Here is a 24,428-nt window from a genome sequence, read left to right as displayed (position 1 = left end):
GGACGCGTGAGGCGGACGAGACGCACACACAGGGGCGGCGTCCCGCGGGAACTCCCCGCGGGACGCCGCCCGTTGCGCTGACGCCCACCTGCGGTGCGGCAGCGTGGTGACGGTTAAAGATCGCCCAGTTCCGTGGCGTACGGCGGTTCCGCGCCGGCCCGGGAGCAGGTGATCGCAGCCGCACGCGCCGCGAACCGCAGGAGTCGCCTCCAGCCGTCGGCCCCCAGTCCCGCCAGCGCCTCCGAGGACAGGGCGTCCCACGCGGACAGGCCGTGCAGCAGGGCCGCGTTGACCGTGTCGCCCGCACCGATGGTGTCCACGACGTCGACGCGTTCGCCCGGTACGGAGTGCTCGGCGCCGTCGCGGGTGAAGACCGTCAGCCCGTCGCCGCCGTGGGTGACCACGACGGCCGAGGGACCGGACGCCAGCCACTCGCGGGGGGTGCCGCCGAGCCATCTGGCGTCCTCTTCGGAGAGCTTCAGCAGGGACACCGACGGCAACCAGCTCTTGAACCGGGCGCGGTAGGCGTCCGCGTCCGGGATCAGCCCTGCCCGGATGTTCGGGTCGAGCGCGGTGAACACCCCCTGCGCGGCAGCGGTCCGCATCAGCTCCTCGTACGCGCTTGCGCCGGGCTCCAGGACGAGCGAGCAGGTGCCGAAGGACACCGCCCTCGTGCCGGCGGGCAGGCGATCGGGGGCCTCGAACAAACGGTCCGCGGTGCCCTCCACGTAGAAGGAGTACGCGGCCGAGCCGCTGGCGTCTATCGAGGCCACGGCGAGGGTCGTCGGCTCCGTGCCGCGCTGCACGGGGGTCACGTCGACACCCGCCGCGCGCAGCCCGTCCAGCAGCGCCTCACCGAAGGCATCGCGCGAGACACGGGAAGAGAAGGCGGTGGGCGAGCCGAGGCGGCCGAGGGCCACCGCCGTGTTGTAGGGCCCGCCGCCGCGAGCGGGCTGCAGGCCCACGAGGGCGCCCGCGCCCTGCGGCACCAGGTCGATCAGGGCCTCACCGGCGACGACGATCACGAGAGGGATCCTTTCTCGGGACTCTCCGGACGGGTGGTGCGCTCGCGGTTCTCCGGACAGCCGCACGAACTGCGGTGGACGAACGTGGAGGGGAGGCGGACGGTGCGGGCGTCCTGCTCCGGCGTGGCCAACCGCTCCAGCAGCAGCCGCACGGCCTGCCCGCCGATCTCCTTGCTGGGCTGGGCGATGGCGGTGAGCCGTGGGTGGAACAGATCCGCCCACGCGAAGTCGTCGAAGCAGCACAGCGCGACATCGTCCGGAACGGAGACGCCCAGCTCGCCCAGGGCACGAAGGGCGCCGATGGTCATGGCGTTGTTGCCGGTGACGAGCGCCGTCGGAGGGCTCGACCGGGTGAGCAGCTCACGGGTGACCCGCCGGGACACCTCCGCGTCGGAGTCGCCTCGGGCCACGAGCCACTCGTCGTAGGGGAGTCCGGCGGTCCGGAGGCCGAGCCGGTAGCCGGTGGTCCGCTCGTCCGTGGTGCTGAGGCCGGACAGACCCGCGACCAGCCCGATGCGCCGGTGACCGAGGCCGGCGAGATGCCTGACCAGCTGTGCCATGGGCTCGGTGTTCTCGGTGCAGACCTGGTCGAAGCGGAACGGGTCGCCCTCGGGTGCGGTGACCAGCCGGTCCAGGAACACGGTCGGGACGTCGTGTCGGCGGAGGTGGTCCAGGAGCCCCTCCGGCCGTGCCGAGGGCGCGACGATCATGCCGTCCACCCGCCGCTCGTGCAGGAGCTGGACGACCTTCCGCTCGTGCTCCGGGTCGTCGTGCGGGTCGGCGATCAGCAGGCTGTAACCGTGCTCCAGCGCGCCGGCCTCGACGCCCTGGAGGATCTCCGTGAAGTACGGGTTGCTGACCGCCGACACGGCGAGCCCGATGGACCGCGTCCGCGAGGTCACCAGGGAACGGGCCAGCGTGTTGGGCGTGTAGCCGAGCGCCTCGATGGCGTCGAGGACCAGTTGGCGGGTGCGCGGTCGCACCGCGCGCGTGTTGTTCAGCACGTGCGAGACGGTCGCCACGGACACACCCGCGTGCTGTGCGACGTCGACCATCGTGGCCAAGACCGACCCCTTCCCGGACTCAGTGGGCTGCCTGGGCGGGAAGCTATCGCATTCGGAGAGGGACGTAAACGTTTACGCAAGCGTTTACGTCTCCGGGCGCAGGTGCCCGCGCATCCAGACGGCTACAGGGGGAGGAGGGGGTGCTGGGACAGATCACTCCCAGTCCCAGCCGATGCCCAGGATCCCGGAGCGGACGCGGGGCTCGACCAGGTGGACCGAGCGGTGCCGATGGCTCAGGGGCAGCTCGTGGTGGCCGCTTCGCGGGGCTGCCGCCGTGTGCTGGGTGAAGCGGTGGCAGCGCTCGGGCAGGGCCCGCTCGTCGAAGCCGACCTGGAGCGCGTACTGCCCGCCCGAGCAGCCGAACCCGCGGACGTACTCGTGGGACACCCCGGCCGTGCCGTCCTCGACCCGGTACCGGAACAGGCAGGTGTCCCCTGTGCGCAGCCGGATGTCGAAGAGCAGCTCCGCGACGAGCACTCCGGTGTCGTGGTGCCACCGCACACGTCCGGTGCGGCAGTTCTCCAGGGCGCGCACGGCCATGCGCTCCGGCGCGCATCCCGGGTCACCGTGGTGTACGGCCACATAGCGGTCCACGCCGTCCTTATGGGCCCGGACTATGTGGTGGGACTCGCGGGCCAGCAGTTCACGGCTCGGCCCGATCCGTACGCGTTCGTGGTGGCCGAGGGTGTGCAGGCCGCCGTCGAGCGGCGCCTCCAGCTCGGCCAGGAGCTGCTCCAGTACGCCCGACGCCTCCACGAGGGAGCGGTACGAGCGGCCCGCCGGACGTTCCGGGCCCAGGCGCTCCTCTGTCTCGGCGAGCAGCCGGATCAGTGACTCGTCGGGGACGTGGAGGATCTCCTCCAGGGCGCGCACGGCACGCAGGGACTCGGGGCGCTGGGGCCGACGGGCACCCTGCTGCCAGTAGCTCAGGCTGGTCACGCCGACCTTGACCCCGTAGCGCGACAGATGGTGCTGGACGCGTTGCAGTGGCAGTCCGCGCGCGGCGATGGCGGCGCGCAGGGCCACATGGAAAGGGCCGCATCGCAAGGCCGTCTCCAGTTCCGCCGCGGTGAGGTCCGCCTCCGTCGTGACGACGTCCGCGTGCTCTGTGCCGTGCCGCATGCAGGGGCCTCTCTGTCCGGGGGTTCGACGGCTGCTCGGACCGTTCGCGTGCGCCGGCCGGGCGCCCGGTGGGCGCCGGGGCTCGGTGTACCGGCACTTCGTGCCCTCATGTGGGCTGTTCACCGCGCCGGGCCACCCCGCATTGAAGCGTGTTGACCATGCTCCGACAACACCTGGTGCGCAATACCCGCTCACTCGTCAGGCGGTCGGCGACCCCGGACCGGTGGTGGCGAGCGGCCAGGCCCCCCAACTCCGTGTCGGACGAAGCGGTTCGAGCGGAGGCGAGAACACGGACGGCGCCGACGACCACCGCCGCGTCCCGGCTGCCCTGGCTGTCGCGGCCGTCCTGACCGCCCCGACCCACCCGGAGCCGGGCCGGCACGGGGTGTGAGCGAGACGGGTGAGCGGGGTTCGCGGGGACGGTGGGGCTCTGTCCACAGGCCCGCCGCGATGTCGGTCCCCGCCAGTAGGGTGTGGAACATGGCCGACCCCTCCAGCTACCGCCCCAAGCCGGGACAGATTCCCGACTCACCCGGGGTCTACAAGTTCCGTGACGAGCACCGCCGGGTGATCTACGTCGGGAAGGCAAAGAGCCTGCGCCAGCGCCTGGCGAACTACTTCCAGGACCTGGCGGGCCTGCACCCGCGCACCCGCACGATGGTCACCACGGCCGCGTCCGTGGAGTGGACGGTGGTGTCCACGGAGGTGGAGGCTCTTCAGCTGGAGTACTCCTGGATCAAGGAGTACGACCCCCGATTCAACGTCAAGTACCGCGACGACAAGAGCTACCCGTACCTCGCGGTCACCATGAACGAAGAGTTCCCGCGCGTGCAGGTGATGCGCGGTCACAAGAAAAAGGGCGTGCGCTACTTCGGGCCGTACGCGCACGCGTGGGCGATCCGCGACACCGTGGATCTGATGCTGCGCGTCTTCCCCGTCCGCACCTGCTCGGCGGGCGTGTTCAAGAACGCGGCCCGTACCGGCCGGCCCTGCCTCCTCGGCTACATCGGCAAGTGCTCGGCCCCCTGCGTCGAGCGGATCTCCCCCGAGGACCACCGCGAACTGGCCGACGAGTTCTGCGACTTCATGACCGGCCGCACCGGCACATACATCCGCCGGCTTGAGAAGCAGATGATGGAGGCGGCCGACGAGATGGAGTACGAGCGGGCCGCCCGCCTGCGCGACGACGTCGAGGCCCTGAAGAAGGCCATGGAGAAGAACGCGGTCGTGCTCGCCGACGCGACCGACGCGGACCTGATCGCGGTCGCCGAGGACGAGCTGGAGGCGGCCGTGCAGATCTTCCATGTGCGCGGCGGACGCGTCCGCGGCCAGCGCGGCTGGGTCACCGACAAGGTCGAGGCGGTCACCACGGGTGATCTGGTCGAGCACGCCCTCCAGCAGCTCTACGGCGAGGAGACCGGCGACGCCGTCCCCAAGGAGGTGCTGGTCCCCGCGTTGCCCGACCCGGTGGACCCCGTCCAGCAGTGGCTGACGGACCGCCGCAGCTCGGGCGTGTCGTTGCGCATCCCGCAGCGCGGCGACAAGAAAGCCCTCATGGAGACCGTGCAGCGCAACGCCCAGCAGGCGCTCGCGCTGCACAAGACCAAGCGCGCCTCCGACCTGACCACCCGCTCGCGAGCCCTGGAGGAGATCGCCGAGGCCCTGGACCTGGACAGCGCGCCCCTCAGGATCGAGTGCTACGACATCTCGCACCTCCAGGGCGACGACGTCGTGGCCTCCATGGTCGTCTTCGAGGACGGCCTGCAGCGCAAGAGCGAGTACCGCCGCTTCCAGATCAAGGGCTTCGAGGGCCAGGACGACGTCCGCTCCATGCACGAGGTGATCACTCGGCGCTTCAAGCGGTATCTCGCCGAGAAGGAGAAGACCGGCGAGTGGGCCGACGGTGAGGACGCCGACACCACCGAGCAGCTCAAGGACGAAGAAGGCCGCCCCAAGCGCTTCGCCTACCCGCCCCAGCTCGTCGTCGTGGACGGCGGGCAGCCGCAGGTCGCCGCCGCCCGCAGGGCCCTCGACGAGCTCGGCATCGACGACATCGCCGTGTGCGGACTCGCCAAGCGCCTGGAGGAGGTCTGGGTACCCGAAGAGGAGGACCCGGTCGTCCTGCCTCGTACCAGCGAGGGCCTGTACCTGCTCCAGCGCGTCCGCGACGAGGCCCACCGCTTCGCCATCACCTACCAGCGCACCAAGCGGGCCAAGCGCTTCAGGGCCGGTCCGCTGGACGAGGTGCCGGGCCTCGGCGAGACCCGCAAACAGGCACTGGTCAAGCACTTCGGCTCGGTGCGGAAGCTGCGGTCCGCGACGATCGACCAGATCTGCGAGGTCCCCGGCATAGGTCGCAAGACGGCCGAGACGATCGCCGCGGCCCTGGCAGCCGCCGCGCCGGCCGCACCCGCCGTGAACACGGCGACCGGAGAGATCATGGAATACGAAGCAGACGAGGCAGACGGGATGCCCGAGACGACGGCGGGCCCCTCGGGGGAGCCCGTGACCGCGGGCGCCCCGGACGAACGACGGGGGCAGGAGACATGACCGAGCACGACACGCGCGAACAAGAACACCAGGAACACACGGCACGGCGCGAGGAAGCCCCCACGGAAGCGGGTGAGCACGCCTCCCAGCACCCAGCGCCCCAGGAAGACGGAGCAGACGTGAGTACGGGCATCGAATCGGCCGCGGTCCCCGAGGCGGCCATCCCCGAGCTGGTCATCATCTCCGGCATGTCCGGCGCCGGACGGTCGACGGCCGCCAAGTGCCTGGAGGACCTCGGCTGGTTCGTCGTCGACAACCTGCCGCCCGCGCTGATCCCCACCATGGTGGAGCTCGGCGCCCGCTCCCAGGGCAATGTGGCGCGGATCGCGGTCGTCGTGGACGTCCGCGGCCGCCGCTTCTTCGACAACCTTCGCGAGTCCCTCGCGGACCTGGCGGCGAAGCACGTCACCCGGCGGATCGTGTTCCTGGAGTCCTCCGACGAGGCCCTGGTCCGCCGCTTCGAGTCCGTACGGCGACCGCACCCCCTCCAGGGCGACGGCCGCATCGTCGACGGCATCGCCGCCGAGCGCGAGCTGCTGCGCGAGCTGCGCGGCGACGCCGACCTGGTGATCGACACCTCCAGCCTGAACGTGCACGAGCTGCGCGCCAAGATGGACGCCCAGTTCGCCGGCGAGGAAGAGCCCGAGCTGCGGGCCACCGTCATGTCCTTCGGCTTCAAGTACGGCCTTCCGGTGGACGCCGACCTGGTCGTGGACATGCGCTTCCTGCCGAACCCGCACTGGGTCCCCGAGCTGCGCCCCTACACCGGGCTCAACGAGGAGGTGTCCAACTACGTCTTCAACCAGCCCGGAGCCAAGGAGTTCCTCGACCGCTACGCGGAGCTGCTGCAGCTCATCGCCGCCGGCTACCGCCGTGAGGGCAAGCGGTACGTGACCGTCGCGGTCGGCTGCACCGGCGGCAAGCACCGCTCGGTCGCCACCTCCGAGAAGCTCGCCGCCCGCCTCGCCTCCCAGGGCGTGGAGACCGTGGTCGTGCACCGCGACATGGGCCGCGAATGACGGGACGTGCCGCTCTGCGGCTGAGCAGACTGCGGAGGGTCAGCCAGGACGAGCGAGGGGGCAGACCCGCCGCTGCCCGCGGCGGGCGGGTACGCCGCCGGGGCGCCCAGCCCAAGGTGGTCGCACTCGGCGGCGGCATGGGCCTGTCCGCCTCGCTCGCCGCACTGCGCCGGATCACCGGAGACCTCACGGCCGTCGTCACCGTGGCCGACGACGGTGGCTCCAGCGGGCGCCTGCGTGACGAGCTGGGTGTGCTCCCGCCCGGCGACCTGCGCAAGGCGCTGGCCGCGCTGTGCGGCGACGACGACTGGGGGCAGACCTGGGCCCGTGTCATCCAGCACCGCTTCCAGAGCAAGGGCGACCTGCACGAGCACGCGGTCGGCAACCTGCTGATCGTCGCCCTGTGGGAGCAGCTCGGCGACCACGTCCAGGCCCTCGACCTGGTCGGCCGGCTCCTGGGCGCCCACGGCCGGGTGCTGCCCATGTCCGCCGTACCCCTGGAACTCCAGGCGCTGGTCAAAGGCCACGACCCGCAGCGCCCGGACGACGTCGACACCGTACGGGGACAGGCGACCGTCGCGCTCACGCCCGGCGAGGTGCAGTCCGTGCACCTCGTGCCGCACGACCCGCCCGCGGTCCCCGAGGCCGTCGAGGCGGTCATGGACGCGGACTGGGTGGTGCTCGGACCGGGCTCCTGGTTCTCGTCGGTCATCCCGCACCTCCTCGTGCCCGAGCTGCTCGGCGCCCTCACCCAGACGAAGGCGCGCCGGGTGCTGTCCTTGAACCTCGCACCGCAGCCCGGAGAAACCGAGGGCTTCTCCCCGCAGCGTCATTTGGAGGTTTTGGCACGACACGCCCCTAAACTCGCCCTGGACGTGGTGCTGGCCGACACGGCCGCCGTGCCCGACCGCGCGTCGCTCACCGACGCGGCCAAGCGGTTCGGTGCCGCGGTCGAGCTGGCCCCGGTGGCCCGGACCGACGGCTCGCCGCGGCACGACCCGGAGCTGCTGGCCGCCGCGTACGACCGTATTTTTCGGATGCATGGAAGGATCGGCCCATGGCGATGACGGCAGCGGTGAAGGACGAGATCTCCCGGCTACCCGTCACCCGGACCTGCTGCAGAAAGGCGGAGGTCTCGGCGATCCTGCGGTTCGCGGGCGGGCTGCACCTGGTGAGCGGCCGCATCGTGATCGAGGCGGAGCTTGACACCGCGATGGCGGCGCGCCGGCTCAAGCGGGACATCCTGGAGATCTTCGGCCACAGCTCCGAGCTGATCGTGATGGCACCCGGCGGACTGCGCCGCGGCTCCCGCTACGTGGTGCGCGTGGTCGCGGGCGGCGACCAGCTGGCCCGCCAGACCGGACTCGTCGACGGCCGGGGCCGCCCGATCCGGGGCCTGCCCCCTCAGGTCGTCTCCGGGGCGACCTGTGACGCGGAGGCGGCCTGGCGCGGGGCGTTCCTGTCGCACGGCTCGCTGACCGAGCCCGGCCGCTCGTCCTCCCTGGAGGTGACCTGCCCGGGCCCGGAAGCCGCGCTCGCCCTGGTCGGCGCGGCCCGCCGACTGTCGATCGCCGCGAAGGCCCGCGAGGTACGGGGCGTGGACCGGGTAGTCGTCCGGGACGGCGACGCGATCGGCGCGCTTCTCACCCGTCTCGGCGCCCACGAGTCCGTGCTGGCCTGGGAGGAGCGGCGGATGCGCCGCGAGGTCCGCGCCACGGCGAACCGCCTCGCCAACTTCGACGACGCCAACCTGCGCCGTTCGGCCCGCGCGGCCGTGGCCGCCGGAGCCCGGGTCCAGCGCGCCCTGGAGATCCTGGCCGACGAGGTGCCCGAGCACCTCGCGGCCGCCGGCCGCCTCCGCATGGAGCACAAGCAGGCCTCCCTGGAGGAGCTGGGCGCGCTCGCCGACCCGCCGCTGACCAAGGACGCCGTCGCGGGCCGTATCCGCCGGCTGCTGGCCATGGCCGACAAGCGGGCCGCCGATCTCGGCATCCCCGGCACCGAGTCCAACCTCACCGAGGAGATGGCCGACAACCTGGTGGGATGACTACCGTCGGCCTGATGGGATGACTGCCCGTCAGACGAGATCTCGGGTTCGCCGACACGCCGGTGCCCGTCGCCCGCATGGGGCGTTCGGCACCGGCGTTCGTCGTTCTTGGGAACTCCATTGCGCCTTCCTGACGCACCCTTGACTCGATCATGAACTGTCATGAGCCTGGCATGGTTCGCCGCGTGGCGAACCACTGCAAGGGGGGCTTATGAGACGAAAAGCGAGACCGATCCTCGCTGTTGGCGCGCTCCTGCTCGGCGGCGCGGGACTCGCACCCATCGCCCACGCCGCGGAGACGAGCGGTTCTCCCGACGGGGACGAGGTCAAGGTCTACCGAGCCGAGGTCACCCGGCAGCAGATACCCCTGCTGCTCGCGGCCGGCCAGGACAGTCACGAACTCGGCGAACAGGCACCCGACAAGGGCAGGGCCACCGTCGAGGTCTACCTGACCGACAAGCAGGCCGAGGGGCTGGCACAAAAGGGCGTCGACCTCAAGGAGCACACGCTCACGGCGAAGGCACGCGCGCGCGTGGCCGCCGCCGGGGAGGGGGTCTACCGGCCCTACAGCGGGGCGGGCAACCTCAAGGAGGAGATCATCCGGACGGGCCAGGAGCACCCGTCCCTCACCAAGGTGGTCTCCATCGGCAAGACCCTCCAGGGACAGGACATCCTGGCCCTCAAGCTCACCAAGAACGCCAAGAACGCCAAGGACGGCGCCAAGCCCTCCGTCCTGTACATGTCCAACCAGCACGCGCGCGAGTGGATCACGCCGGAGATGACCCGGCGCCTGATGCACCACTACCTGGACAACTACGGGACCGACAAGCGCATCAAGAAGATCGTCGACTCGACCGAACTGTGGTTCGTGCTCTCCGCCAACCCGGACGGCTACGACTTCACCCACCAGGCCGACGGCGACCGCCAGTGGCGCAAGAACATGCGCGACAACAACGGCGACGGCCAGATCGCCATCGGCGACGGCGTCGACCTCAACCGCAACTTCGCCTACAAGTGGGGCTACGACGACGAGGGTTCGTCCCCCTTCCCCACTAGCCAGACCTACCGCGGCGCCGGCCCGAACTCCGAGCCCGAGACCAAGGCCCTCGACGCCTTCGAGAAGCGCATCGGCTTCAAGTACGGCATCAACTACCACTCGGCCGCCGAACTGCTCCTCTACGGAGTCGGCTGGCAGGTGGCCACTCCCACCCCGGACGACGTGCTCTACAAGTCCCTCGCCGGCACACCCGAGAACTCGGCGATCCCGGGCTACCACCCGCAGCTCTCCTCCGAGCTCTACACGACCAACGGCGAGGCGGACGGCCACGCGGCCAACGTCAACGGCACGGCGATGTTCACCCCGGAGATGTCGACCTGTGAGACGGCGTCCAACGCCGACCCGGACGACGCCTGGGAGGCCAGGGACTGCGGGTCGATCTTCACCTTCCCGGACGACGAGAAGCTGATCCAGCAGGAGTTCGAGAAGAACATCCCGTTCGCGCTCTCCGTCGCCGAGTCCGCCGCGAAGCCCGACCAGCCGAAGTCCTCGGTGGGGATCGACGCCCCCGACTTCACCCCGGCGCCCTTCACCACGTCGTACTCGCGCGGCGCCGACCAGGAGGTCTCCGTCGTCGTACGGAAGTCCGTGCGCGACAAGGAGCTCAAGTACCGCGTCAACGGCGGCCGAACACACGACATGGCGCTCATGCCCTGGAAGGGCGGCGAGACCTACGGCGGTGAGGACAACCTGTACTTCGACGAGTACCGGGCCAAGGTCGCGGACGGCGACCCCGGCGACAAGGTCGAGGTCTGGTTCACCGGCGAGACGAAGAGCGGCAGGCCCACCTTCAGCGAGCACTTCACGTACACGGTCGCCGAGCGGCCCAGGGCGGACACCCTCGTGGTCGCCGAGGAGGGCGCGGCCGCGACCCAGGCACAGACCTACGTGGACGCGCTCAAGGCGAACGGCAAGAAGGCGGTCGTCTGGGACGTCGCCACCCAGGGCGCCCCCGACGCCCTCGGCGTCCTCGGCCACTTCACGACGGTCGTCCACTCCACGGGCGCCGCCCGCCCGGGCAACGCCACCCAGCTCGAACTGCGCGCCTTCCTCAACGAGGGCGGCAAGCTGATCGAGGCGGGCGAGAGCGCCGGCGGTTCCGTCGACCTCGGCGGGGGCACCCTGTCGAACGACTTCAGCCAGTACTACCTGGGCGCCTACACCCGTACGTCCCTGTCGAACGCCACCGCCTTCGCGGGCAGCGGCAAGCTCGGGGGCGCCACGGCAACGCTCGGCGACGCGCCCGGCAATCCGCTGAACTCGGCCGGATCGTTCAGTGTCACCTCGGACATCCTGCCCCTGGAGACGTTCCCGCAGTTCGAGAGCGCCGGCGCGGGCCAGTACCCCGGGACCGTCAACCCGTTCGGCCCGTACGAGGGCGCGTCCATGGCGGCCGCCACGCACAGCGACTACGCCTGGAACCGCCTCACCCGCACCATCGACCTCACCTCCGTGAGCGCCACCGACAAGCCCGCCCTGCGCACCCAGCTCCTGTGGGACACCGAGGAAGGCTACGACCACGCGGTACTGGAGGCGCGCACGGCGGGGGCAGACGACTGGACCACGCTCCCGGAGGCGGGCGGCGCCACCTCCACGGCCGTGCCCGCCGAGTGCGGGGCCGGGTTCTTCATCCAGACGCACCCGGCTCTGAAGCGCTATCTGACACTCGGCGACAGCGGCTGCACGCCCACCGGCACCAGCGGCACCTGGAACAGCTTCACCGGAGCCTCCGACGGCTGGCAGCAGGTCGAGTTCGACCTGTCCGCGTATGCCGGGAAGACGGTCGAGGTCTCGATCGGCTACATCACGGATCCCGGTTCCGGCGGCCGCGGCGTTCTCGCCGACAACGCGTCCGTCGTCATCGGCGGCACGGCCGGTCAGACCGAGGGCTTCGAGACGTCCCTGGGCGCGTGGAGCACACCCGGACCGCCCGCGGGCAGCCCGGCGGTCGTCAAGGACTGGGGCCTGTCCGGCGAGTTGTTCAAGACGTACGGAGCGGTCACCACCGGGGACACCGTCCTGCTGGGCTTCGGCCTGGAGCACGTCAGCGCGGCCGCCGACCGCACGGCTCTGCTGCGCAGGGCGCTGGACGCACTGAAGGGCTGACACCGAAGGTCACCGACCAGAGGCCGGTGTCCGATATCTGGTAATCAGCCTGCAAAAACAGGGCGGTCCGTACCTCTACTGACAGGTACGGGCCGCCCTGTCGTGTATAGGGCGTGCTTGATGCCACTCCCGCCGCCTCAGGGAGGTAGGGTCGTATGCGGTCGGGGACATCCCATTACAGCTCGCCGGTCTCGTAACCGGCGTACCAACGAGGAGATCGGTTCGTGACGATCCGCGTAGGCATCAACGGCTTTGGCCGCATCGGTCGTAACTACTTCCGCGCGCTGCTGGAGCAGGGTGCAGACATTGAGATCGTGGCTGTCAACGACCTGGGTGACACCGCGACCACCGCGCACCTGCTGAAGTACGACACCATCCTGGGCCGTCTGAAGGCCGAGGTGTCCCACACCGAGGACACCATCACCGTCGACGGCAAGACGATCAAGGTCCTGTCCGAGCGCAACCCCTCCGACATCCCCTGGGGCGAGCTGGGCGTCGACATCGTCATCGAGTCGACCGGCATCTTCACGAAGAAGGCCGACGCCGAGAAGCACATCGCCGGCGGCGCCAAGAAGGTCCTCATCTCGGCTCCGGCCAAGGACGAGGACATCACCATCGTGATGGGCGTCAACCAGGACAAGTACGACCCGGCGAACCACCACGTCATCTCCAACGCCTCCTGCACCACCAACTGTGTGGCTCCGATGGCGAAGGTCCTCGACGAGAACTTCGGCATCGTCAAGGGCCTGATGACGACGGTGCACGCGTACACGAACGACCAGCGCATCCTGGACTTCCCGCACAAGGACCTGCGCCGCGCCCGTGCCGCCGCCGAGAACATCATCCCGACCACCACCGGTGCCGCCAAGGCCACCGCCCTGGTTCTGCCGCAGCTCAAGGGCAAGCTGGACGGCATCGCGATGCGCGTCCCGGTCCCGACCGGCTCGGTCACCGACCTCGTCATCGAGCTCGACCGCGAGGTCACCAAGGACGAGATCAACACCGCCTTCCAGAAGGCCGCCGAGGGTCAGCTGAAGGGCATCCTCGAGTACACCGAGGACCAGATCGTCTCCTCGGACATCGTCAACTGGCCGGCCTCCTGCACCTTCGACTCCTCCCTGACCATGGTCCAGGGCAAGCAGGTCAAGGTCGTCGGCTGGTACGACAACGAGTGGGGCTACTCCAACCGCCTCGTCGACCTCACGGTCTTCGTCGGCGGCCGGCTCTGAGGCCCGGAGCAGGCACTTCGATGTGAGGCAGGGCTCGGTCAGCGCACCGCCGCGCTGACCGAGCCCTGCTGTACGTACGGATCGATCAGCCCTCCGGCCACAAGAGCCCTCCCTCAGGAGTCCCCCATGAAGACAATCGACGAACTCCTCGCCGAAGGCGTCGGCGGCAAGCGGGTCTTTGTCCGCGCCGACCTCAACGTGCCGCTCGACGGCACCGTCATCACCGACGACGGCCGCATCCGCGCCGTCGTGCCCACCGTCAAGGCCCTCGCCGAGGCGGGTGCCCGCGTGGTCGTCGCCTCGCACCTCGGCCGTCCCAAGGGCGCCCCGGACCCGGCCTTCTCGCTCGCCCCGGCCGCCGCCCGGCTCGGTGAACTCCTCGGCACCGATGTGGAGTTCGCGACCGACACGGTCGGCGAGTCCGCCAGGACCACGGTGGCGGCCCTGACCGGCGGCCAGGTCGCGGTCATCGAGAACCTCCGCTTCAACCCCGGCGAGACCTCCAAGGACGACGCCGAGCGCGGCGCCTTCGCGGACCAGCTGGCCGCCCTCGCCGACGTCTACGTGGGCGACGGCTTCGGCGCCGTGCACCGCAGGCACGCCTCCGTGTACGACCTCCCGGCCCGGCTGCCGCACGCCGCCGGCTACCTGATCGCGAACGAGGTCACCGTCCTCAAGAAGCTCACCGAGGACGTCCAGCGCCCTTACGTCGTCGTGCTCGGCGGTGCCAAGGTCTCCGACAAACTCGCCGTCATCGACCAACTGCTCGGCAAGGCCGACCGCATCCTCATCGGCGGCGGCATGGCGTACACCTTCCTCAAGGCCAAGGGGTACGAGATCGGCACGTCGCTCGTCCAGGAGGACCAGATCCCGGCGGTCATCGAGTACATCGAGCGCGCGGAGAAGACCGGCGTCGAGCTGGTCCTGCCGGTCGACACGCTGGTCGCGCCCGCGTTCCCGGACCTGAAGACCAAGGCTCCCGCCCACCCCACCGCCGTCGCCGCGGACGCCATCCCGGCCGATCAGCTGGGTCTCGACATCGGTCCGGAGACCCGCAAGCTCTACACCTCGAAGATCACCGACGCGGCCACCGTCTTCTGGAACGGCCCGATGGGCGTCTTCGAACACCCCGATTTCGCCGAGGGCACCAAGGCGGTCGCCCAGGCACTCGTCGATTCCAAGGCCTTCACGGTCGTCGGCGGCGGTGACTCCGCCGCGGCTGTGCGCATCCTGGGCTTCGACGAGGCCGCATTCGGCCACATCTCGACCGGGGGCGGCGCCTCCCTCGAATACCTCGAGGGCAAGACGCTCCCCGGCCTCGCCGCACTGGAGGACTGAACCACATGACTGCCACTGCCCAAGGGCGAACGCCGCTGATGGCGGGCAACTGGAAGATGAACCTCAACCACCTTGAGGCCATCGCCCACGTCCAGAAGCTCGCCTTCGCCCTGGCCGACAAGGACTACGAGGCCGTCGAGGTCGCCGTCCTGCCGCCCTTCACCGACCTGCGCTCCGTGCAGACCCTGGTCGACGGCGACAAGCTCAAGATCAAGTTCGGTGCCCAGGACATCTCGGCCCACGACGGTGGCGCCTACACCGGCGAGATCTCCGGCTCGATGCTGGCCAAGCTCAAGTGCACCTTCGTGGCCGTCGGCCACTCCGAGCGCCGCCAGTACCACAACGAGACCGACGAGCTCTGCAACGCCAAGGTCAAGGCCGCCTTCAAGCACGGCATCACCCCGATCCTGTGCGTCGGCGAGGAGCTGGAGATCCGCGAGGCGGGCAACCACGTCACGCACACGCTCGCCCAGGTCGAGGGCGGCCTGAAGGGTGTCCCCGCCGAGCAGGTCGAGTCGATCGTGATCGCGTACGAGCCGGTCTGGGCCATCGGCACCGGCAAGGTCTGCGGCGCCGCGGACGCCCAGGAGGTCTGCGCGGCCGTCCGCGGCAAGATCGCCGAGCTGTACTCGCAGGAGGTGGCCGACCAGGTCCGCATCCAGTACGGCGGCTCCGTCAAGGCCGGCAACGTCGCGGAGATCATGGCGCAGGCCGACATCGACGGTGCCCTGGTCGGGGGCGCCTCCCTGGACGCCGACGAGTTCGTCAAGATCGTGCGGTTCCGCGACCAGTAAGTGTGCGGTGGGGGCGATCCGTCGTACCCTTGCGGGGGCCGACAGGTATGAAGGACCATGCCGCCCGGCCCCCGTCGTCGATATCAGTCCGAGGAAGTTGGTCCAGCCGTGGTTATGGGGTTCTCGATCGCCCTGATCGTCTTCAGCCTGCTGCTGATGCTGCTGGTGCTGATGCACAAGGGGAAGGGCGGCGGCCTCTCCGACATGTTCGGTGGCGGCATGCAGTCGTCCGTCGGCGGCTCCTCGGTCGCCGAGCGCAACCTCGACCGGATCACCGTGGTGGTCGGTCTGCTGTGGTTCGCGTGCATTGTCGTACTCGGCATCCTGATGAAGGTCAACAACTGACCGACAGGCCCCCGGTACGGCACCGCGTCACAGACGCACCAATCCGCACGTAAAGCCCCATGCTCGGTACGCGCCCAACCGCGCGGCCTATCATGGGGCTTGCGTCTTGGGTGCGGGGTGTAACTCCAATCACTGGACGCGCGTTGGGCCTTACGTAGACTGAGGCGCTCGCGGCGAAGCGTCACGCCGACTCGCTTCGCGGCACCATCACGCAGGGAGTTACGACCGTGGCAAGTGGCAACGCGATCCGAGGAAGCCGGGTCGGGGCGGGGCCGATGGGCGAGGCCGAGCGCGGCGAGTCCGCTCCCCGGCTGCGCATCTCCTTCTGGTGCTCCAACGGGCACGAGACCCAGCCCAGCTTCGCCAGCGACGCGCAGGTTCCCGACACCTGGGACTGCCCCCGCTGCGGCTTCCCCGCAGGACAGGACCGGGACAACCCGCCGGACCCGCCGCGCACCGAGCCGTACAAGACGCACCTCGCGTACGTACGGGAGCGGCGCAGCGACGCCGACGGCGAGGCCATCCTCGCCGAGGCGCTCGCCAAACTGCGAGGCGAGATCTAGGAGTTGAGAACCGGCCGGGCACCCTCAGGTGCCTGGCCGGAGGCGTTCGGCGCGAGGCCGGGCGTACCGGTCACACGCACCCCCGAACTCTTGTTTCCCCAGCTCAGCCCCGTTGTCAGTGGCACCCTCTAGGGTTTGTGCATCGATGACGTGAGGGGGACACGTGACGACGGGTGGGCAAGGGGCCACGGCGCCCTGGAGCGGAGCGTTCACGCGGCTGTGGAGCGGCGCTGTGCTCTCCAGTTTCGGTGACGCACTGCGTGCGGCCGCGCTGCCGCTGGTCGCCGTGACGCTGACCGACGAGCCGCTGCTCATCGCGTCCATCACGGCCTGCGGCTATCTGCCCTGGATCATCTTCGGGCTGCTCGGGGGCGCCGTCGCCGACCGCGTGGACCAGCGGCGCGCGATGTGGACGGTGGACGCGGTGCGCGCGCTGCTGGTCGGCGCCTTCGCAGTGGCCGTCGCGCTCGGGCACGCCTCGATCGCCCTGCTCATCGCGCTGGCCTTCACGCTGACCGCTCTCCAGACGCTCTTCGACAACGCCTCCACGGCCCTCCTGCCCGCCGTGGTGGACCGCGATGCCCTGGGCAGCGCGAACGCCCGGCTCATGACCGGCCAGCGGATCGCGGGCGGCCTGCTGGGCGGACCGGTCGTGCCGTTACTGATGGCGGCGGGGGCCGCCGTCCCCTTCGCGGCCAACGTCGGCACCTTCCTCGTGGCGGCCGCGCTGGTGGCCTCGCTGCCGGCCGCCGCATCCGACCGGAAGCCGAGACGGGCGGGCAGCACCCTGCGCCGCGAGATCGCGGACGGGCTCCGCACCCTGTGGCGCGACCACGCCCTGCGCGGCCTGTGCGCCGCCACGGCCCTCTGCAATGTCGGTATGGGCGCACAGCTCGCCACCCTGGTCGTCCTCGTCACCGGCTGGCTGGGGGCGGGCCCCGCGGGCTACGCGGCGGCGGGCACCGCTGTCACCGTGGGCAGCCTGGCCGGGGGAGCGGTGAACGGGCGGCTGGTGGCGCGCCTCGGCCGGATGAGGGCCGTGCTGCTCGCCGGCTCCGTGCAGATCGCCGCCCTCGTCGTCATGGGCACCGTGCGCAGCATGATCGTGCTGGTGGGCGCACTGGCCGTCTTCGGGCTCATGGGCATGGTGTGGAACGTCAACACGACGACGCTGATGCAGGAGCGCAGCCCCGCCGAGCTCCTGGGCCGGGTCAGCTCAGCCTTCCGGACCCTGTCCTTCGCCGGAGTGCCCCTCGGCGCCCTGCTGGGCGGAGCCGTCGCCACCGCGTGGGGGCTGAACACCCCGCCCCTGCTCACGGCCGCATTCTTCGTCCTCGCCGTCATCGCGCTGATACCCACGCTCAAGGCGAACGTACTAGTTGTTGAGCCGAATGACGGCGGGACGACGGCTCGTGTTCCGCTGTGATCAATTAGGTTCGAGGTACGCCGGCAGGACACGAAAGAAGGCTGAAGTCCGAGATGAACGCAGACAGCCGTACCAGGCTCAATCAGACGCCCGAGTGGCAGGCACTGGCCAGGCACCGGGAGGAGCTGGGCGACGTCCAGCTGCGCGAGCTGTTCGCCGCCTCCCCCGGCCGCGGCGCCGGGTACACGCTCGCGGTCGGCGATCTGCACGTCGACTACTCCAAGCACCTGGTCACCGATGACACCCTGCGGCTGCTGAGGGAGCTGGCCGCCGCGACCGACGTGTTCGGTCTGCGCGACGCCATGTTCCGTGGCGAGAAGATCAACACCACCGAGAACCGGGCCGTGCTGCACACCGCTCTGCGCGCCCCGCGCGACGCGGTGATCGAGGTCGACGGGGAGAACGTCGTACCCGGGGTGCACGCCGTGCTCGACAAGATGGCGGCCTTCTCGGAGAAGGTCCGCTCCGGAGAGTGGACCGGGCACACCGGCAAGCGCATCAAGAACATCGTCAACATCGGCATCGGTGGCTCCGACCTGGGCCCGGCGATGGCGTACGAGGTGCTGCGCTCCTACACCGACCGCGACCTCACCGTCCGCTTCGTGTCGAACGTGGACGGCGCCGACCTGCACGAGGCGGTGCGCGACCTCGACCCGGCCGAGACGCTGTTCGTCATCGCCTCGAAGACGTTCACGACGATCGAGACGATCACGAACGCGACCTCGGCACGCGACTGGCTGCTGACCGAGCTGAAGGCCGGCCAGGAGGCGGTGGCCAGGCACTTCGTGGCGCTGTCGACGAACGCCGAGAAGGTGTCGGACTTCGGCATCGACACGGCCAACATGTTCGAGTTCTGGGACTGGGTCGGCGGGCGGTACTCGTACGACTCGGCGATCGGCCTGTCCCTGATGATCGCCGTCGGGCCGGACCGCTTCCGGGAGATGCTCGACGGGTTCCGGCTGGTCGACGAGCACTTCCGCACGGCTCCCGCCGAGTCCAACGTGCCGCTGCTGCTCGGCCTGCTGGGTGTCTGGTACGGCAACTTCCACGACGCGCAGTCGCACGCGGTACTGCCCTACAGCCACTACCTGTCCAAGTTCACGGCGTACCTGCAGCAGCTGGACATGGAGTCCAACGGCAAGTACGTGGGCCGGGACGGGCAGCCCGTGGAGTGGCAGACCGGACCGGTGGTGTGGGGGACGCCGGGGACGAACGGGCAGCACGCGTACTACCAGCTCATCCACCAGGGCACGAAGCTGATCCCGGCGGACTTCATCGGTTTCGCCGAGCCGGTGGCCGACCTGCTGCCGGGTCTGGTCGCCCAGCACGATCTGCTGATGGCCAACTTCTTCGCACAGACCCAGGCGCTGGCCTTCGGCAAGACGCCGGACGAGGTGCGGGCCGAAGGGGTCCCGGAGGAGCTGGTGCCGCACAAGACGTTCAAGGGCAACCACCCGACGACCACGATCCTCGCGAAGGAGCTCACCCCGTCGGTCCTCGGGCAGCTCATCGCGCTGTACGAGCACAAGGTGTTCGTCCAGGGCGCGATCTGGAACATCGACTCCTTCGACCAGTGGGGCGTCGAACTCGGCAAGGTCCTCGCCAAGCGCGTCGAACCCGCCCTCACCGAGGGCGCGGAGGTGCCGGGCCTGGACGCGTCGACGACGTCGCTGGTCGCCAAGTACCGGCAGCTGCGCGGCCGGTAGACGGATCGGTGACCGTGTGAAGCGGTGGGCGGCGTCGTCCCGGCGGCGCCGCACTCCGCCGCGCGGGACGCCGGCGTCGCACTCCTCCGTGCGGCATGCCCGCGCCGCACTCCACCACGCGGGGAACGCCGACGTCGCCGTGAGAGGCCCGGGCCACGGGGAGCCCGAGGCAAACGAAGAGCCCCAGGCACTCGGCCTGGGGCTCTCCTGAGCAGCCACCCCGAACAGCGGGGCACGGGGCAGCGGTGCTCAGGGTGACGCCGGCGGATACAGCGACCGCGGCAGCTGCGACGCCGCCGCCGCGTCCAGCAGCCACAGCGTGCGGGAGCGGCCGTACGCCCCCGCCGCAGGGGCCTGGATCTCGCCCGCGCCCGAGAGGGCGATCGCCGCGGCCTCGGCCTTGTCCTCGCCGGCGGCCAGCAGCCACACCTCACGTGCCGCACGGATCGCGGGGAGCGTGAGGGTGGTCCGGGTGGGCGGTGGCTTGGGGGCCCCGTGCACGCCGACCACTGTCCGCTCGGTCTCCCGTACCGCGGGCAGCTCCGGGAAGAGGGACGCCACATGGGTGTCCGGGCCGACACCCAGCATCAGCACGTCGAAGGTGGGGACGGCCCCGTGGTTCTCGGGCCCCGCGTCCCGCGCCAGCTCCTCCGCGTAACCGGCGGCCGCCGCGTCCACGTCGGCGCCGTACAGACCGTCCGACGCGGGCATGGCGTGCACGCGCTTCGGGTCCAGCGGCACCGAGTCCAGAAGCGCCTCGCGGGCCTGGGTGACGTTGCGGTCCGGGTCGCCCTCGGGCAGGAACCGCTCGTCGCCCCACCACAGGTCCAGGCGGCCCCAGTCGATCGCGTCCCGGGCGGGGGCGGCCGCGAGGGCGGCCAGCAGGCCGTTGCCGTTGCGGCCGCCCGTGAGGACCACCGATGCGTAACCGCGCGAGGCCTGGGCGTCCACGACCTTCGTGATCAGCCGGGCCGCGGCGGCCTGCGCCATCAGTTCCTTGTCGTGGTGCACGACCAGCTGGGGAGTGCTCATTTCGAGGTCGCCTTCTTGACTGGGGGCATCTGCGAGGGCGACGGCCGGTCGCCGTCGTCGTCCCCCGAGGACGACAGAGAGGCGGGCGGCAGGGCCGGCGCGGACGTCCGGGCGGAGGACGCCGTCTCCGACGCGGACGCGACCGGGTCCGCGCGCTCCGACAGCGGACCGGACGAAGAGGCCGAGTCCGACACCGACAGACGCGCGGCGGACACCGCGGGCGATGCAGGAGCCGGGATCCTCGGCACGCTTGACGGGCTCCCGCCCAGCCGGTCCACACCGAACCGCAGCGCCGACGCGTACGTGTCGTCCGGGTCGAGCCGCCGCAGCTCCTCCGCGATCAGCTCGGACGTCTCGCGCCGCTTGAGCGCCACCGCGCGGTCCGGCTGGCCCTGCACGGCCAGCGTGGCCATCGCCCCGTCCGGCCGGTGCAGCGAGATCGGACCGCAGGTCGTCTCCAGCTGCACCCCCGTCAGACCGGGGCCGGAGGAGACCCCGCGCCGGACGTGCACGTGGAGCCGGTCGGCGAGCCACATGGCCAGCAGCTCGACGCTCGGGTTGAACTCCTCGCCCGTCACCTCCGCGGAGATGACCTCGCAGGAGACCTGGTCGAGGGCGGCCGCCAGCACGGAACGCCACGGCGTGATCCGGGCCCACGCGAGGTCGGTGTCGCCGGGCTCGTAGCTCTCGGCCCGGGCCCGCAGCTCGTCGATGGGCTTCTCCGTCGAGTAGCTGTCGGTGACCCGGCGCTGGCCCAGGGCGCCCAGCGGGTCCTTGGCCGGGTCGCGCGGTGCGCCCACGGGCCACCAGACCACGACCGGGGCGTCCGGCAGCAGCAGCGGGAGCACGACGGACTGGGCGTGGTCCGACACCTCGCCGTACAGCCGCAGCACGACCGTCTCGCCGGTGCCCGCGTCCGCGCCCACCCGCACCTCGGCGTCGAGCCGCGACGACGTACGGTCGCGGGGCGAGCGCGAGACGCGCCGAATGACCACGAGGGTGCGCGAGGGGTGCTCGCGCGACGCGTCGTTTGCGGCCTTGAGGGCGTCGTAGGCGTCCTCCTCGTCGGTGACGATGACCAGGGTGAGCACCATGCCGACGGCGGGTGTGCCGATGGCGCGGCGGCCCTGCACCAACGCTTTGTTGATCTTGCTGGCCGTGGTGTCGGTGAGGTCTATCTTCATGGCCGGCGCCAGCTCCGTCCGTCTCGCTGAAGCATCTGGTCCGCCTCGACCGGACCCCAGGTGCCCGCCGGGTACTGCGCGGGCCTGCCGTTCTTCTCCCAGTAGTCCTCGATCGGGTCGAGGATCTCCCAGGACAGCTCGACCTCCTCGGTGCGCGGGAAGAGGTTCGAGTCCCCGAGCAGGACGTCGAGGATGAGGCGCTCGTACGCCTCCGGGCTGGACTCGGTGAAGGACTCGCCGTACGCGAAGTCCATCGACACGTCCCGGATCTCCATGGAGGTGCCGGGCACCTTCGACCCGAAGCGGACCGTGACGCCCTCGTCGGGCTGGACCCGGATGACGACCGCGTTCTGGCCGAGCTCCTCCGTGGCGGTGGTGTCGAAGGGGGAGTGCGGGGCGCGCTGGAACACGACCGCGATCTCCGTCACCCGGCGGCCCAGGCGCTTGCCCGTCCGCAGGTAGAAGGGGACGCCCGCCCAGCGGCGGTTGTCGACCTCCAGCTTGATCGCCGCGTAGGTGTCGGTCTTCGAGTTGCGGTCGATGCCGTCCTCTTCGAGGTAGCCGATGACCTTCTCGCCGCCCTGCCAGCCGGCCGCGTACTGACCACGCACGGTGTCCCGGCCCAGGTCCTTGGGCAGCCGCACCCCGCCGAGCACCTTGGTCTTCTCGGCGGCGAGCGCGTCCGCGTCGAAGGACGCGGGCTCCTCCATGGCGGTCAGCGCCATCAGCTGGAGCAGGTGGTTCTGGATGACGTCACGGGCGGCGCCGATGCCGTCGTAGTAGCCGGCGCGGCCACCGATACCGATGTCCTCGGCCATCGTGATCTGGACGTGGTCGACGAACGACCGGTTCCAGATCGGCTCGAACATCTGGTTGGCGAAGCGGAGCGCCAGAATGTTCTGGACGGTTTCCTTGCCCAGGTAGTGGTCGATGCGGAAGACCTGGTCCGGGGCGAAGACCTCGTGGACGATCGCGTTGAGCTCCTTCGCCGACTCCAGGTCGTGACCGAAGGGCTTCTCGATGACCGCACGCCGCCAGGAGTCGCTCGTCTGGTCGGCCAGCCCGTGCTTCTTCAGCTGCTGGATGACCACGGGGAACGCGGACGGCGGCACGGAGAGGTAGAACGCGAAGTTGCCGCCCGTGCCCTGCGCCTTGTCCAGCTCGTCGATCGTCTCGCGCAGCCGCTCGAACGCGTCGTCGTCGTCGAACGTGCCCTGGACGAAGCGCATGCCCTGGATGAGCTGCTGCCAGACCTCCTCGCGGAAGGGGGTGCGGGCGTGCTCCTTGACCGCGTCGTGGACCTCCTGCGCGAAGTCCTCGTTGGCCCACTCGCGGCGGGCGAAACCGACGAGCGAGAAGCCCGGCGGCAGCAGTCCGCGGTTGGCGAGGTCGTACACGGCGGGCATCAGCTTTTTGCGTGACAAATCACCGGTGACGCCGAAGATGACCAGGCCCGACGGCCCCGCGATACGCGGGAGCCGTCGGTCTGCGGGGTCACGAAGCGGATTCGCTCCGGTACCGGAAAGCGGGGCCAAGGTCTCAGCCCTCCGAGGGGGCGAGGCGCTCAAGCTCCGCCTCGGTCGACTTCAGCAGGTCGTTCCAGGACGCCTCGAACTTCTCGACGCCCTCGTCCTCCAGAAGCTGGACCACGTCGTCGTAGCCGATCCCGAGCTTCTCGACCGCGTCGAGGTCGGCGCGGGCCTGCTCGTACGTGCCGGCGATGGTGTTGCCGGTGATCTCGCCGTGGTCCTCGGTGGCGACGAGGGTGGCCTCCGGCATGGTGTTCACCGTGTTCGGGGCGACCAGGTCGTCGACGTACAGGGTGTCCTTGTACGCCTTGTCCTTCACACCGGTCGAGGCCCACAGCGGACGCTGCTTGTTGGCGCCCCCGCTCTCCAGGGCGCTCCAGCGGCCGGAGGCGAAGACCTCCTCGTACGCCTGGTAGGCGAGCCGCGCGTTGGCGACGGCGGCCTTGCCGCGGGCGGCCTTCGCCTCGGGCGTGCCGAGCGCGTCGATCCGCTTGTCGATCTCGGTGTCCACGCGGGACACGAAGAACGACGCGACCGAGTGGATCTTCGAGAGGTCCAGGCCGCGCTCCTTGGCCTTCTCCAGGCCCGCGAGGTACGCGTCCATGACCTCGCGGTAGCGCTCCAGCGAGAAGATCAGTGTCACGTTGACGCTGATGCCGAGGCCGATGACCTCGGTGATCGCGGGCAGACCCGCCTTCGTCGCCGGGATCTTGATGAGCGTGTTCGGGCGGTCCACCAGCCAGGCGAGCTGCTTGGCCTCGGCGACCGTCGCCCGGGTGTTGTGCGCCAGGCGCGGGTCGACCTCGATGGAGACCCGGCCGTCCTGGCCGCCGGTGGCGTCGAACACCGGGCGCAGGATGTCCGCGGCGTCCCGGACGTCCGCCGTGGTGATCATGCGGATGGCCTCGTCGACGGTGACCTTGCGGGTGGCGAGGTCCTGGAGCTGCTGCTCGTAGCCGTCACCGCCGGCGATCGCCTTCTGGAAGATCGAGGGGTTGGTGGTGACGCCCACGACGTGCTGCTGGTCGATCAGCTCGGCGAGGTTGCCGGACGTGATCCGCTTGCGCGACAGGTCGTCCAGCCAGATCGCGACGCCTTCCTCGGAGAGGCGCTTCAGTGCGTCTGTCATGGAAAATGCATCTCCTACGTGTCGTATACGGGCGTCAGCGCTGGGCGGCGGCGAGGGATTCCTGGGCTGCCGCCGTGATGTTGTCGGCAGTGAAGCCGAACTCGCGGAAGAGGACCTTGCCGTCGGCCGAAGCGCCGAAGTGCTCCAGCGAAACGATGCGGCC

General features: G+C 70.3%; 20 protein-coding genes. 13 read left to right on the top strand and 7 right to left on the bottom strand.

The window, feature by feature from the left end; all coding sequences use genetic code 11:
- Positions 1-113 precede the first annotated feature (113 nt).
- From FPZ41_RS11215 to FPZ41_RS11205, 3 genes are all read right to left on the bottom strand, one after another.
- Positions 114-1,025, bottom strand: coding sequence for a carbohydrate kinase family protein (locus FPZ41_RS11215; protein WP_322620089.1), 912 nt, complete (start codon positions 1,023-1,025; stop codon positions 114-116).
- On the bottom strand, positions 1,022-2,089 hold the full coding sequence (locus FPZ41_RS11210) for a LacI family DNA-binding transcriptional regulator (protein WP_152861588.1): 1,068 nt from the start codon (positions 2,087-2,089) through the stop codon (positions 1,022-1,024). The genes FPZ41_RS11215 and FPZ41_RS11210 overlap by 4 nt, the downstream gene beginning before the upstream one ends.
- Positions 2,090-2,242: 153 nt before the next feature.
- The gene (locus FPZ41_RS11205) at positions 2,243-3,211 is read right to left on the bottom strand and encodes a hypothetical protein (protein ID WP_152861586.1); all 969 of its coding nucleotides are present in this window, start codon (positions 3,209-3,211) and stop codon (positions 2,243-2,245) included.
- Between the two features lie 226 nt (positions 3,212-3,437).
- Between FPZ41_RS11205 and FPZ41_RS47005 the strand changes: the two genes are divergently transcribed.
- The 13 genes from FPZ41_RS47005 to pgi all read left to right on the top strand — a co-directional run bounded on the left by FPZ41_RS47005 (position 3,438) and on the right by pgi (position 19,391).
- On the top strand, positions 3,438-3,602 hold the full coding sequence (locus FPZ41_RS47005; protein ID WP_194236060.1) for a hypothetical protein: 165 nt from the start codon (positions 3,438-3,440) through the stop codon (positions 3,600-3,602).
- Positions 3,603-3,691: 89 nt separating this feature from the next.
- On the top strand, positions 3,692-5,761 hold the full coding sequence (gene uvrC / locus FPZ41_RS11200; RefSeq protein ID WP_152861584.1) for an excinuclease ABC subunit UvrC: 2,070 nt from the start codon (positions 3,692-3,694) through the stop codon (positions 5,759-5,761).
- Positions 5,758-6,780 (top strand): RNase adapter RapZ, encoded by a 1,023-nt coding sequence (gene rapZ, locus FPZ41_RS11195; RefSeq protein ID WP_152861582.1) that lies wholly within the window; start codon positions 5,758-5,760, stop codon positions 6,778-6,780. Before uvrC ends, rapZ begins: the two co-directional genes overlap by 4 nt.
- Positions 6,777-7,847, top strand: coding sequence for a gluconeogenesis factor YvcK family protein (locus tag FPZ41_RS11190; RefSeq protein ID WP_131562299.1), 1,071 nt, complete (start codon positions 6,777-6,779; stop codon positions 7,845-7,847). The genes rapZ and FPZ41_RS11190 overlap by 4 nt, the downstream gene beginning before the upstream one ends.
- The gene (whiA, locus tag FPZ41_RS11185) at positions 7,838-8,827 is read left to right on the top strand and encodes a DNA-binding protein WhiA (RefSeq protein ID WP_152861580.1); all 990 of its coding nucleotides are present in this window, start codon (positions 7,838-7,840) and stop codon (positions 8,825-8,827) included. The genes FPZ41_RS11190 and whiA overlap by 10 nt, the downstream gene beginning before the upstream one ends.
- 211 nt (positions 8,828-9,038) lie before the next feature.
- Entirely contained in the window at positions 9,039-11,990 is a 2,952-nt protein-coding gene (locus tag FPZ41_RS11180) for a M14 family metallopeptidase (protein WP_152861578.1), read from the top strand.
- A gap of 224 nt (positions 11,991-12,214) precedes the next feature.
- Positions 12,215-13,219 (top strand): type I glyceraldehyde-3-phosphate dehydrogenase, encoded by a 1,005-nt coding sequence (gene gap, locus FPZ41_RS11175; protein ID WP_322620088.1) that lies wholly within the window; start codon positions 12,215-12,217, stop codon positions 13,217-13,219.
- A gap of 126 nt (positions 13,220-13,345) precedes the next feature.
- Entirely contained in the window at positions 13,346-14,557 is a 1,212-nt protein-coding gene (locus FPZ41_RS11170) for a phosphoglycerate kinase (protein WP_152861576.1), read from the top strand.
- Positions 14,558-14,595: 38 nt separating this feature from the next.
- Complete coding sequence (gene tpiA, locus FPZ41_RS11165) at positions 14,596-15,351, top strand: triose-phosphate isomerase (RefSeq protein WP_228022678.1); 756 nt, start codon at positions 14,596-14,598, stop codon at positions 15,349-15,351.
- 114 nt (positions 15,352-15,465) lie between these two features.
- On the top strand, positions 15,466-15,696 hold the full coding sequence (gene secG / locus FPZ41_RS11160) for a preprotein translocase subunit SecG (protein WP_009300451.1): 231 nt from the start codon (positions 15,466-15,468) through the stop codon (positions 15,694-15,696).
- 227 nt (positions 15,697-15,923) lie between these two features.
- On the top strand, positions 15,924-16,259 hold the full coding sequence (locus FPZ41_RS11155) for an RNA polymerase-binding protein RbpA (RefSeq protein ID WP_003957010.1): 336 nt from the start codon (positions 15,924-15,926) through the stop codon (positions 16,257-16,259).
- 163 nt (positions 16,260-16,422) lie between these two features.
- Complete coding sequence (locus FPZ41_RS11150; RefSeq protein WP_407698772.1) at positions 16,423-17,685, top strand: MFS transporter; 1,263 nt, start codon at positions 16,423-16,425, stop codon at positions 17,683-17,685.
- A gap of 53 nt (positions 17,686-17,738) precedes the next feature.
- Positions 17,739-19,391, top strand: coding sequence for a glucose-6-phosphate isomerase (pgi, locus tag FPZ41_RS11145; RefSeq protein ID WP_152861572.1), 1,653 nt, complete (start codon positions 17,739-17,741; stop codon positions 19,389-19,391).
- A gap of 249 nt (positions 19,392-19,640) precedes the next feature.
- On the opposite strand, the gene pgl is transcribed toward pgi, so the two are convergent.
- Genes pgl through tal form a run of 4 tightly spaced genes read right to left on the bottom strand, consistent with a single transcriptional unit; the run spans position 19,641 to position 24,265 of the window.
- On the bottom strand, positions 19,641-20,423 hold the full coding sequence (gene pgl / locus FPZ41_RS11140) for a 6-phosphogluconolactonase (protein ID WP_131562315.1): 783 nt from the start codon (positions 20,421-20,423) through the stop codon (positions 19,641-19,643).
- On the bottom strand, positions 20,420-21,607 hold the full coding sequence (gene opcA, locus FPZ41_RS11135; protein WP_152861570.1) for a glucose-6-phosphate dehydrogenase assembly protein OpcA: 1,188 nt from the start codon (positions 21,605-21,607) through the stop codon (positions 20,420-20,422). Before opcA ends, pgl begins: the two co-directional genes overlap by 4 nt.
- Complete coding sequence (gene zwf, locus FPZ41_RS11130; RefSeq protein WP_152861568.1) at positions 21,604-23,142, bottom strand: glucose-6-phosphate dehydrogenase; 1,539 nt, start codon at positions 23,140-23,142, stop codon at positions 21,604-21,606. The genes opcA and zwf overlap by 4 nt, the downstream gene beginning before the upstream one ends.
- A gap of 4 nt (positions 23,143-23,146) precedes the next feature.
- Complete coding sequence (gene tal, locus FPZ41_RS11125) at positions 23,147-24,265, bottom strand: transaldolase (RefSeq protein WP_152861566.1); 1,119 nt, start codon at positions 24,263-24,265, stop codon at positions 23,147-23,149.
- Positions 24,266-24,428: the final 163 nt, after the last annotated feature.

The sequence above is a fragment of the Streptomyces acidicola genome, assembly GCF_009377235.1.
GTDB classification, from domain to species: domain Bacteria; phylum Actinomycetota; class Actinomycetes; order Streptomycetales; family Streptomycetaceae; genus Streptomyces; species Streptomyces acidicola.
The sequence above is the reverse complement of the archived record's forward strand: the minus strand, read 5'-3'. Positions and strand labels throughout refer to the sequence as shown.